Origin of the sequence: Pantoea sp. GM01 (assembly GCF_000282675.1) — a bacterium.
Lineage (GTDB): Bacteria > Pseudomonadota > Gammaproteobacteria > Enterobacterales > Enterobacteriaceae > Pantoea > Pantoea nemavictus.
Window position 1 is genome coordinate 17,427 of sequence record NZ_AKIU01000092.1, and the last position, 11,251, is coordinate 28,677.

Genomic DNA, 11,251 nt, shown 5'->3' on the forward strand with positions numbered 1-11,251 from the left:
CACTTTCCCTTGAATTAAGGTATAGCGGATGGGTCTTGGAGTGGTACAAGATCGGTCTTGGTTGTTGTTTTTTATTTGATCAAAAAGAGAACCATCAACAGGAAAAAATATCAAACTCGCCAAAATCATCAAGAAACACTGTTTGTAAATATCTTTACTATTTTAGAGTGGAATATCACAACCCAGCTTGAATTATTGATAGCAATGCGCAGTAGCTAATAAATAAAAAAATGAATTTATAATTGCCAGAATGCTTTGGCTTTATTTAGTAAAAGCTGTTTTTGAGAATAAATGACTAATAATGATCAAACTCGCTTTTAGCGATAAAAAAAACCCGGCTTGCGCCGGGTTTTGCTTAGCTACATTCTCAATCAAACGGTTAACTGTAAGCGTGCAGCGTGCGTTGACACAGCGCTGAACGGACGCAATCCTCTTTGCCGAAACGTACCACGCCAATCATCTCATCTTCTTCGAAGCGCGCTAACGCATCGGCAAGACCCGATTTAGCATGGGACGGCAGGTCGCACTGGGTGATATCGCCGTTGACGATAACCGTCACGTTTTCACCCAAGCGCGTCAGGAACATCTTCATCTGTGCGGCGGTGACGTTTTGTGCCTCATCAAGGATCACCACAGCATTTTCAAAGGTACGTCCGCGCATGTATGCGAAGGGCGCGATCTCTACCTTGGCGATTTCGGGCCGCAGGCAGTATTGCATAAAGGAAGCGCCGAGACGTTTAACCAGAACGTCATAAACCGGTCGGAAATAAGGCGCGAATTTCTCGGAAATGTCTCCAGGAAGGAAACCGAGATCTTCATCCGCCTGCAGAACCGGGCGCGTCACAATAATCCTTTCGATGTCCTTATTGATCAGGGCCTCAGCCGCTTTGGCTGCGCTAATCCAGGTTTTTCCGCAGCCGGCTTCACCGGTAGCGAAAATAAGCTGTTTCGATTCTATGGCATGGAGATAGTGTGCCTGAGCTTCATTTCTGGCTTCAATCGGCCCGCGGTCACGTGCATCACGTGCCATACCAATCGAATCCAACCCACCCATCTGCACCAGCGAAGTGACCGATTCTTCTTCACGCTGACGGTGACTGCGAGAGTCGCTACGAATAACGCGTCTGGCTTCACGACGTGCTTTGATCACTGCTTTCTGTCTTCCCATAGTGGCACCTTACAGTTGGTTTCATTTATCGCGGCGGATCACCCGCGGCGATGACTTGAACGCTTTAGAGGTTTATCTGGCTTCCTTGTAAGCCGTTTCGAGCCATTGAGAATGGTGTGCATCAGCGCCGAAACGCAGGCGCGCACCGGTAAAGAAACTGAGATTGAACGAGAACGAAGTTTTAAATGAAGAGAGGTTGCTTTTGAGGGAAGAAATCCCCCGCAGTGTACTGCGTGTGTTGAAACTATTTAACTGTCCCAGCGAGGAACGAATCATGCGCGAACTCCAGTGGCTTAGCCACACAACTGACAACGCTTATGAATAAAGTGCATCATATTTGCGGTGGTTTGCAACAGTAATTTTACTTCCCCGCAAAGAAAAAATGATAAGCGAAGCCTGAGCGCGTTTACCTTAAATTAAATTTATTATAATTATCAAAAGGATGGTTTATTGGGGATAAACCAAACTTTTTAGGAACATTCGGAAGCGGCTACAACCAGGGGAAAGTTTAAGGAATGCGTAACAAAAAAGCCTGCGGCGCAATCTGGCATGCAGGAGTTGTGCATTTATTAATCAGGCTTGCAATAAAGGTTGTCCGAGATAATGTTTTTCATCCACGACGCCGGGTAAGGCGAAAAAGTAACCGCCGCCAATCGGGCGTATATACTCTTCCAGCGCTTCGCCATTTAAACGTTGCTGTACGGTAATAAAGCCTTTGGCTAAGTCGTGCTGATAACACACAAACAATAAACCCATATCCAGCTGACCCGAACCGGTAATGCCGCTGGAATAGCTGTAACCGCGCCGCAGCATCAAACTGCTGTCGGTTTGTGGCGTACGCGGGTTGGCGAGACGAATATGCGCATCCAGCGCAATCAAATCACCATCGGGATCTTTATTGTAATCCGGTACGTCATGCTCGTTTTTCATGCCGAGCGGTGCGCCGGATAACTTCTCGCGGCCAAAAATGGTTTGCTGCTCGCCAAGCGGCGTGCGATCCCACATCTCGACGTGGAAACGGATGATGCGCACCGCCTGATAACTGCCGCCGCGCGTCCATGCCGGCTCCTGCTGCTCGTCGGTGACCCACAACAGCTGATTCATCAACGCCGGATTATGGGTGTCGGGATTAGCGGTGCCGTCTTTGAATCCCAGCAGATTGATCGGCGTCTCCTTGCCGTTGCTGCGTGCGGCGTGGTCGGCAATAAAACCGTCGCGCCGCCAGCGCACCGCCAGCAAATCAGGTGTGCGCTTGATGATGTCACGCAGCGCATGGATCACCGTGTCCTGCGTGTTGGCGCAGATCTGCAGTAACAGGTCGCCGTGGCACTGTTCTGCATCCAGCGAATCATTGGGGAAACGCGTCATGGTCTGCAGCTGGGCCGGTTTTTGCCTGCTCAAGCCGAAGCGCTCGTCAAACAGCGACGCGCCAACCGACAAGGTCATGGTGAGATTGTCCGGCGCGATATCGGCCCCGAGAATGCCCGAATCCATGGGCGGCAGTTGCGGATTGGTCACCGCGGGCGCCGGTCCGCCTTGGGTCAGGAAGGCGAAGCGCTCGGTGAGTAAGCGAAACAGCCGCTCAAGATCGGCCTTATCACTCGCCAAAACATCAAACGCCACCAGCATCATCGACGCCTGCTGCGGCGTGATAATGCCGGCCTGATGCGCACCGTAAAAGGGTTGTGCCTGCTGACGCGAGTTAGGCGTAACCGTGCCGGGAGAGAAGCTGTCGGCGGCTGCGCTATGGAACGGACAGCCGCCGCTAAGGGCGGCCGCACCGCCCAGCATGCCTAATCCCTGCAATAAGCGACGACGCGACGGCTGCGCCGCGTCATTTTTATTACTCATGATCAGTCGAGACCTAAGGTTCCACGCAGCAGGGAGAGATCTTCCGCCAGCGTGGTAATCGGGCCTTTCAGCGCGTTACGGTCAGCGGTGGTCAGTTTTTCGTACGACTCAAAGCCATCTTTGGTGCGATATTTGCTGAGAATGCCGTCCACTTTCTTAAAGTTGGCATCCACTTTCGCCAGCAGCTGCGGGTTGTTTTTCTGCAGCAGCGGACGCAGCAGATCGACAATTTTCTGCGCGCCATCGATATTGGCCTGGAAGTCAGACAGATCGGTGCGGCTGTAACGATCTTCTTCGCCGGAAATCTTGCTGGAAGCCACTTCTTCAATCAGACCTGCCGCGCCGCCGACCACTTTCGCTGGCGGGAATGCCAGCTCGCTGATGCGGGTTTGCAGATCCAGCACGTCCTGGTTCAGCTGAGTGGCAAACGCTTCGGCACCTTTGGTGGTGTTATCGGCGAAGAGGATTTTCTCCAGGCGATGGAAGCCGGTGAATTTCGGATCTTCGTTTTTCTTCTCGAAGTCATCTTCACGCGCATCGATGCTGCCATCCAGGTCGGAGAACAGTTCGGCAATCGGCTCGATACGCTCGTAATGCACGCGCGTTGGCGCGAACAGCGCTTTCGCTTTCTCGATGTCGCCGGCTTTCACCGCATCGGTAAACGCTTTAGTGCCGGTTACCAACGCTTTCACTTCATTCATCACATAGACTTTGTAGTCAGCGATGGGGCCAACCAGCTCCAGCAGGTCCGGTTTACCGGTCGCCGCTTTCTTCGCGTCACCGCTGACCACCAACTTACCTTTCGGGTTGCTGAGCAGGCCGCAGGTCATGTCATATTCCCCCGCTTCCAGATTCGCGGTGAGTTTCTGGCTGAAGCCTGGCGCGATGTTTTCACGCTCTTCCACCACCATCACCCCTTTCAGAATCTCCCACTCAAGCGCTTTCTGGCTGTTATTTTTGATGATGAACTGGGTTTTACCGGCCTGCACATTGAGCGACATCGGCTCACATTGCTGGTCGGTCACCGTTACCGTGACTTGCGGGACGGCAGCAGCAGCGGCACCGGAAAGCGCCAGCATAGCAACCAACAGCGCCTTGCGGCGGAAGCGAATCGTCATAGTGATATCCCTGTTACATGGAAGAACAGGCGCGCAATTGCGCCTGATTGAATTCAGCGTGTGGTGCGTGCCGCGTTGACCGAAGGACGCGCCGGGAAGAAAAACAGCAGCAGTGCCGGAATCAGGTAGATCAGCCACACCGCCACTTCGCTCACGCTTGGCGTCTCCTGATAACCCAAAATACCCTCCATCAGCGTGCCGAATACCGAATGGGTTGAGAGCGTGTTGCTGAGATCAAACGCCACGTCCTGGAAATGATTCCATAAACCCGCTTCGTGGAAAGCGCGGATAGCGCCGGCGGCAAGTCCTGCGGCAACAAACAGAATGAACAGGCTGGTCCAGCGGAAGAAGTGCGCCAGATTGAGGCGAATGCCGCCGTAGTAAAGCAGCATGCCCAGCACCACGGCGGTTGCCAGACCGAGTACCGCACCCATCGGCGGCGCATAGCCGACGTCTTGCGTAAAGGCGGCGAGCAGGAAAAATACCGACTCCAGTCCTTCACGCGCCACAGCCAGAAAGACCATCAGCACCAGCGGAAAGCCGCTGCCGCCCCGCTTCTGCAGCGCGGTATCCACCGATTTTTCCAGCGTGGCTTTGATATTGCGTGAGACTTTGCGCATCCAGAACACCATCGACGTAAGGATGACCACAGCAACCACGGCAACAATGCCTTCAAACAGCTCCTGCTGTTTCTGTGGGAACTCGCCGGTGGTTTCATTAATGAAGATGCCGAGTGCCAGGCACAGCGCGATGGCAATAAGTACCCCCGCCCACATCGCCGGGAACCATTGGGTGCGCTGGGTGCGTTTAAGATAGCTGGCAATCAGGCTGACGATGAGCGCTGCTTCCAGACCTTCGCGCAGCATGATGAGAAACGGAACGAACATCACCAACCTCTTGAATTTTAAGAAGGGTAAAACTTAGGTAAAAAAACGTAAAGTGCGAACGATATCGATTATCATTATCGAAGGGAGAAATACAAGTCACTGCGTGAAATTAATTTTGCTTTTGCGGTTTGCGGAGGGGAATATTTGGGCTGGTCGCCATGAATGGCGACCCTACAACGAAACGATGCTGAATTCGTAGGGTGCGCATTTATGCGCACCTGGTCGCCATGAATGGCGACCCTACAGATTATTTGCTTTGATACTGCGCTTCTGCGGCGGCAAAGCGTTGCTGCGCGGCCTCAGAGGGACCACGACCCAGCAGGCTGAATACCACGATGGCGATACTGGCGAAGGCAAAGCCTGGAATGATTTCGTACAGCTCCGCGTAGCCATAATCTTTCCACAGCAGTACGGTCAGCGCACCAATCACCATGCCGGCCAGCGCACCGTTGCGCGTCATACGCTTCCAGCACACGCCGAACAGCACCACCGGACCAAAGGCCGCACCAAAGCCCGCCCAGGCATAGCTTACCAGGCCGAGTACGCGGTTTTCCGGATTCGCCGCCAGCGCGATAGCGATCAACGCAATCACCAGCACCATCAAGCGCCCAATCCACACCAGCTCTTTCTGGCTGGCATTTTTACGCAGGAAGCCTTTATACAAATCTTCCGTTAACGCGCTGGAACACACCAGCAGCTGGCAGCTCAGGGTCGACATTACCGCCGCCAGAATCGCCGACAGCAGAATACCGGCAATCCACGGGTTGAACAGGATACGCGCCAGTTCGATAAACACACGTTCGCCGTTCTGGCTCACGCCCGCCGCCTGGTCGGGATGGTTCTGGAAGTAAGCGATACCAAAGAAACCGACCGCCACCGCACCGCCGAGGCACAGGATCATCCAGGTCATGCTGATACGGCGTGCGTTACGAATGGTATGGTGTGAATCCGCCGCCATAAAGCGCGCCAGAATATGCGGCTGGCCAAAGTAGCCCAGGCCCCAACCGAGCAGCGATATCACCGCAACAAAGTTCAAGCCTTTCAGCATGTCGAGATTTTCGAGGCTTTTGGCTTCGATCACTGCCAGTGAATGGTCCAATCCCCCTACCGCGATAATCACCATCACCGGCGTCAAAATCAGCGCGAAGATCATCAGGCTCGCCTGCACGGTATCGGTCCAGCTCACCGCGAGGAAACCGCCCACCAGCGTATACAGAATGGTGGCTGCAGCACCCACCCACAGCGCGGTCTGATAATCCATACCGAAGGTGCTTTCAAACAGACGCGCACCGGCCACTACGCCAGAAGCACAATAGATAGTGAAGAAGATCAGAATCACCACCGCCGAGATCACACGCAGCAGCTTGCTTTTATCTTCGAAGCGGCTGGAGAAGAAGTCAGGCAGGGTTAACGCGTTATCATGATGTTCGGTCTGCACGCGCAGACGGCCAGCAACGATGCGCCAGTTCAGCCATGCACCAATAATCAGGCCGATGGCGATCCAGCTTTCAGAAATACCAGAAAGGAAGATGGCGCCCGGCAGGCCCATCAATAACCATCCACTCATATCAGACGCACCGGCAGAGAGCGCGGTGACCACGCTGCCTAAACTGCGGCCGCCAAGAATGTAGTCGTCAAAACTCTTGGTCGCACGATAGGCAATGAATCCTATTAACACCATCCCAAGGATATACACTACAAAAGTCACCAACATCGGTGTGCTTACACTCATCAGTCTCTCCACTTATTATTTAATCCATCAAGAGAAATCTTTTAAAACCTGCGCCACCGGAACGGGGTAGCGACAAGGTTGAACCGCATCCAGAGAAAGCGATTTCCCTTAAGGCGCGGTATCCTGCCGCAAAGGTGCGGCGCGCACAATGCATTTAACACAGCTGTCACACCGGCTTCACCTCACTTCGCGTATCGCGTGCTGATAGGTTGCACTTGCTCACAGTTTAAGTTGCACCTTTAGGTAATCAAGAGCCGTCTTGTAGACGCTGGTTGCAACATTGGCGAGCTTCTTGCAGCAAGTTCCATGCCGCTTTTATCGTGTTAACAGATGGAGCGGTTTAAAACGTGCAGCCTGAGTCACATTTAACACGGTTGCACAAAGTTGCAACATGGGTGATATTGCTGCCACGCAAGCGTTGAACCACTATTTCGAGGACGAGGACATCATGGCAAGTACGACCATGGGGGTGAAGCTGGATGAGGCCACCCGCGACCGCATTAAACTGGCAGCACAGAAGCTTGACCGCACATCACACTGGCTGATCAAGCAGGCGATTTTTAACTATCTGGAGCAGCTGGAAGCCGGTGAATCCGTGCCAGAAATTCCGCAACTGCTGATCGATGCCGCCGGTGATGAAGGCGTGCCAGAAGAGGCGCTGCAGCCTTTCCTCGACTTCGCCGAACACATTTTACCGCAGTCGGTGAGCCGCTCGGCGATCACCGCCGCATGGCGTCGTCCGGAAACGGACGCGGTGCCGATGCTGCTGGAACAGGCGCGTCTCCCTGCCCCGCTGGCGGAGAAAACCCATCAGCTGGCTTATAGCCTTGCCAATAAGCTGCGGCATCAGAAAGGTGCAACCGGCCGCGCAGGCATGGTGCAAAGCCTGCTGCAGGAGTTCTCGCTCTCGTCACAGGAAGGCGTGGCGCTGATGTGCCTGGCGGAAGCCCTGCTGCGCATCCCGGATAAGCCAACGCGTGACGCGCTGATCCGCGACAAAATCAGCAACGGTAACTGGCAGTCGCACCTCGGTCGCAGCCCGTCGATGTTTGTCAACGCGGCAACCTGGGGCCTGCTGTTTACCGGTCGTCTGGTGTCCACCCATAATGAAGCCAATCTGTCGCGCTCGCTTAACCGCATTATCGGCAAGAGCGGCGAGCCGCTGATCCGTAAAGGCGTGGATATGGCGATGCGCCTGATGGGCGAGCAGTTTGTCACCGGCGAAACCATCGCTGAAGCGCTGGCCAATGCGCGCAAGCTAGAAGAGAAAGGTTTCCGCTACTCCTACGACATGCTGGGTGAAGCGGCGCTGACCGCCAGCGATGCCAAAGCCTATCTGGTGTCGTATCAGCAGGCGATTCACGCCATCGGCAAAGCCTCCAACGGGCGCGGCATTTATGAAGGTCCGGGCATCTCGATTAAGCTGTCGGCACTGCATCCGCGCTACAGCCGCGCGCAGTATGAGCGCGTGATGGACGAGCTCTATCCGATCCTCAAATCGTTAACCTTGCTGGCGCGCTCCTATGACATCGGTATCAACATCGATGCCGAAGAGGCGGATCGTCTGGAGCTGTCGCTCGATCTGCTGGAGAAGCTGTGCTTCGAGCCGGAACTGGAAGGCTGGAACGGCATTGGCTTTGTGATTCAGGCCTATCAGAAGCGCTGCCCGTTTGTGATTGATTCGCTGATCGACCTGGCCCAACGCAGCCGCCGCCGCCTGATGATCCGCCTGGTAAAAGGCGCCTATTGGGATAGCGAAATCAAACGCGCGCAGATCGACGGCCTGGAAGGTTATCCGGTCTATACGCGCAAGGTTTACACCGATATCTCCTATCTGGCCTGTGCACGCAAACTGCTGGCGGTGCCAAACCTGATCTACCCGCAGTTTGCCACCCACAACGCGCATACGCTGGCGGCAATTTATCAGCTGGCGGGCAACAACTATTATCCTGGCCAGTATGAATTCCAGTGCCTGCACGGCATGGGCGAACCGCTGTATGAGCAGGTGGTGGGCAAAGTCGCTGACGGCAAACTTAATCGTCCGTGCCGTATCTACGCGCCGGTCGGCACCCATGAAACGCTGCTGGCCTATCTGGTGCGTCGTCTGCTGGAGAACGGTGCCAATACCTCATTCGTTAACCGCATCGCCGATAACACCTTGCCGCTGGATGAGCTGGTGGCCGATCCGGTTGCCGCCGTGGAGAAGATGGGCGCTGCAGAGGGCGCGATCGGTTTACCACATCCGAAAATTCCGCTGCCGCGCGACCTGTATGGCGCGAAGCGTGCCAACTCCGCCGGTCTCGATCTGGCCAACGAACATCGCCTGGCATCGCTGTCTAGCGCGCTCCTCAATAGCGCCAGCCAGCCGTGGATCGCGCAGCCGCTGGTCGAAGGTGAATTAGGTGCAGGCGTTAGCCGCCCGGTACTCAATCCTGCCGCGCCAGCGGACGTGGTGGGCAGCGTACGTGATGCGACCGAAGCCGAAGTGTCAGACGCGCTGGATGCGGCAGTGAACGCCGGTCCAATCTGGTTCGCCACGCCACCGCAGGAGCGCGCCGCCATTCTCGAGCGTGCTGCCGAAGCGATGGAAGGCCAGATGCAGCAGCTGATTGGATTGCTGGTGCGTGAAGCCGGGAAAACCTACAACAACGCCATCGCCGAAGTGCGTGAAGCGGTCGATTTCCTCTACTACTACGCCGGCATGGTGCGCGATGATTTCGATAATGAAACCCATCGTCCGCTCGGCCCGGTGGTGTGCATCAGCCCGTGGAACTTCCCGCTGGCGATTTTCACCGGACAAATTGCTGCCGCGCTGGCGGCCGGTAACAGCGTGCTGGCGAAACCGGCTGAGCAGACGCCGTTAATTGCCGCGCAGGCGGTACAAATTATGCTGGATGCTGGCGTGCCAGCGGGTGTGCTGCAACTGCTGCCGGGCCAGGGCGAAACCGTCGGAGCACAACTGACCGGCGACGAGCGCGTGCGTGGCGTGATGTTTACCGGCTCAACCGCCGTCGCCACGCTGCTGCAACGCAATCTGGCCGGTCGTCTGGATCCGCAGGGTCGCCCAACGCCGCTGATCGCCGAAACCGGCGGCATGAACGCGATGATCGTCGATTCGTCGGCGCTGACCGAACAGGTGGTGGTGGATATCGTTGCCTCGGCGTTTGATAGCGCCGGTCAACGCTGCTCGGCGCTGCGTCTGCTGTGCGTGCAGGATGATGTGGCTGACCACACGCTGAAAATGCTGCGTGGCGCGATGGCCGAGTGCCGCATGGGTAACCCGGAACGTCTGTCGACCGACATTGGTCCGGTGATTGATGCCGAAGCGAAAGCCAATATCGAACGTCACATTCAGGCGCTGCGCAATAAAGGTTTCAACGTCTACCAGGCAGCGCAGGAGAATCCACAGGATAGCAAAGAGTGGAACAGCGGCACCTTTATCAAGCCAACCTTGATTGAGCTGGATAAGGTGAGCGATCTGGATAAAGAGGTGTTTGGCCCGGTGCTGCACGTGGTGCGTTTCTCGCGCAGCACGCTGCCGCAGCTGGTTGAGCAGATTAATGCCTCGGGTTACGGCCTGACGCTCGGCGTACATACGCGCATTGATGAAACCATCGCGCAGGTGACAGCGAACGCCAAAGTCGGCAACCTCTACGTCAACCGTAATATGGTCGGCGCGGTGGTCGGCGTGCAGCCGTTCGGCGGCGAAGGCTTGTCCGGTACCGGGCCGAAAGCCGGTGGTCCGCTCTATCTCTATCGCCTGTTGGCCCATCGTCCAGACGGTGCGCTGCGCACCACCTTTGATCGCCAGGATGCTGAGCGTCCGGTCGACAGCTCGGTGCGTGCGGAACTGATGCGCGCGCATCAGGCGCTGCAGCAGTGGGCAAAAGATAAACCTGAACTGCTGGCGCTGTGCCAGCGTTACGACGAGCTGGCGCAGGCCGGCACCGTGCGTCTGCTGCCGGGCCCAACCGGTGAACGCAATACCTTCACCCTGCTGCCGCGCGAACATGTGCTGTGCATGGCAGATAATGAAGAAGATGCGCTGATCCAGCTGGCGGCGGTGACCAGCGTCGGCAGCCAGGCGCTATGGCAGGATGATGAACTGCATCGTGCGCTGCGCCAGTCGTTACCGGCGGAGGTGCAGGCGCACGTCAAGCTGGTGAAGGATGCGCTGGCGGCCGAGTTTGATGCGGTAATTTATCACGGTGATGCCGACCAACTGCGCAGCCTGTGCGAGCAGGTGGCGGCACGCGATGGCGCGATTGTCTCGGTGCAGGGCTTCGCGCGCGGTGAAACCAATCTGCTGCTGGAGCGTTTGTTGATTGAGCGTTCGCTGAGCGTCAATACCGCCGCAGCGGGCGGTAATGCGAGTTTGATGACTATCGGTTGATAGCGCAATAAATTGCGCCGCTTGTATCTTGAATGTGTTGCTGGTTAGCTACCAGCAACATGAAACGGAGGCAGCTTTTTGCGCCGCTTAAGACCCGATCTT

At 55.9% G+C, this 11,251-nt stretch carries 7 protein-coding genes; 1 reads left to right on the top strand and 6 read right to left on the bottom strand.

Annotation, left to right across the window (positions count from 1 at the left end):
* Window positions 1-379: 379 nt before the first annotated feature.
* The 6 genes from phoH to putP all read right to left on the bottom strand — a co-directional run bounded on the left by phoH (window position 380) and on the right by putP (window position 6,756).
* Window positions 380-1,168 carry a phosphate starvation-inducible protein PhoH gene (gene phoH, locus PMI17_RS23680; protein ID WP_007893712.1) on the bottom strand — a complete coding sequence of 263 codons (789 nt, stop codon included), beginning with the start codon at window positions 1,166-1,168 and terminating at the stop codon, window positions 380-382.
* 72 nt (window positions 1,169-1,240) lie between these two features.
* Complete coding sequence (locus PMI17_RS23685) at window positions 1,241-1,444, bottom strand: hypothetical protein (protein WP_007893713.1); 204 nt, start codon at window positions 1,442-1,444, stop codon at window positions 1,241-1,243.
* A 297-nt stretch (window positions 1,445-1,741) separates the two neighbouring features.
* The gene (efeB, locus tag PMI17_RS23690) at window positions 1,742-3,019 is read right to left on the bottom strand and encodes an iron uptake transporter deferrochelatase/peroxidase subunit (protein WP_007893714.1); all 1,278 of its coding nucleotides are present in this window, start codon (window positions 3,017-3,019) and stop codon (window positions 1,742-1,744) included.
* A gap of 2 nt (window positions 3,020-3,021) precedes the next feature.
* Window positions 3,022-4,137 carry an iron uptake system protein EfeO gene (gene efeO, locus PMI17_RS23695; protein WP_007893715.1) on the bottom strand — a complete coding sequence of 372 codons (1,116 nt, stop codon included), beginning with the start codon at window positions 4,135-4,137 and terminating at the stop codon, window positions 3,022-3,024.
* Window positions 4,138-4,190: 53 nt separating this feature from the next.
* Window positions 4,191-5,024 carry an iron uptake transporter permease EfeU gene (gene efeU / locus PMI17_RS23700; protein WP_007893716.1) on the bottom strand — a complete coding sequence of 278 codons (834 nt, stop codon included), beginning with the start codon at window positions 5,022-5,024 and terminating at the stop codon, window positions 4,191-4,193.
* 247 nt (window positions 5,025-5,271) lie between these two features.
* Window positions 5,272-6,756: a sodium/proline symporter PutP gene (gene putP, locus PMI17_RS23705; protein WP_007893718.1), complete on the bottom strand. Its 1,485-nt coding sequence runs from the start codon at window positions 6,754-6,756 to the stop codon at window positions 5,272-5,274.
* A gap of 448 nt (window positions 6,757-7,204) precedes the next feature.
* On the opposite strand from putP, the gene putA reads away from it, so the two are divergent.
* Window positions 7,205-11,149 (top strand): trifunctional transcriptional regulator/proline dehydrogenase/L-glutamate gamma-semialdehyde dehydrogenase, encoded by a 3,945-nt coding sequence (gene putA / locus PMI17_RS23710; protein WP_007893720.1) that lies wholly within the window; start codon window positions 7,205-7,207, stop codon window positions 11,147-11,149.
* The last annotated feature ends 102 nt before the right edge of the window (window positions 11,150-11,251 follow it).

Excerpts from the sequence above, each read along its gene's own strand:
- phoH (WP_007893712.1), bottom strand. The coding sequence starts at position 1,168 with ATGGGAAGACAGAAAGCAGTGATCAAAGCACGTCGTGAAGCCAGACGC.
- PMI17_RS23685 (WP_007893713.1), bottom strand. The coding sequence starts at position 1,444 with ATGATTCGTTCCTCGCTGGGACAGTTAAATAGTTTCAACACACGCAGT.
- efeB (WP_007893714.1), bottom strand. The coding sequence starts at position 3,019 with ATGAGTAATAAAAATGACGCGGCGCAGCCGTCGCGTCGTCGCTTATTG.
- efeO (WP_007893715.1), bottom strand. The coding sequence starts at position 4,137 with ATGACGATTCGCTTCCGCCGCAAGGCGCTGTTGGTTGCTATGCTGGCG.
- efeU (WP_007893716.1), bottom strand. The coding sequence starts at position 5,024 with ATGTTCGTTCCGTTTCTCATCATGCTGCGCGAAGGTCTGGAAGCAGCG.
- putP (WP_007893718.1), bottom strand. The coding sequence starts at position 6,756 with ATGAGTGTAAGCACACCGATGTTGGTGACTTTTGTAGTGTATATCCTT.
- putA (WP_007893720.1), top strand. The coding sequence starts at position 7,205 with ATGGCAAGTACGACCATGGGGGTGAAGCTGGATGAGGCCACCCGCGAC.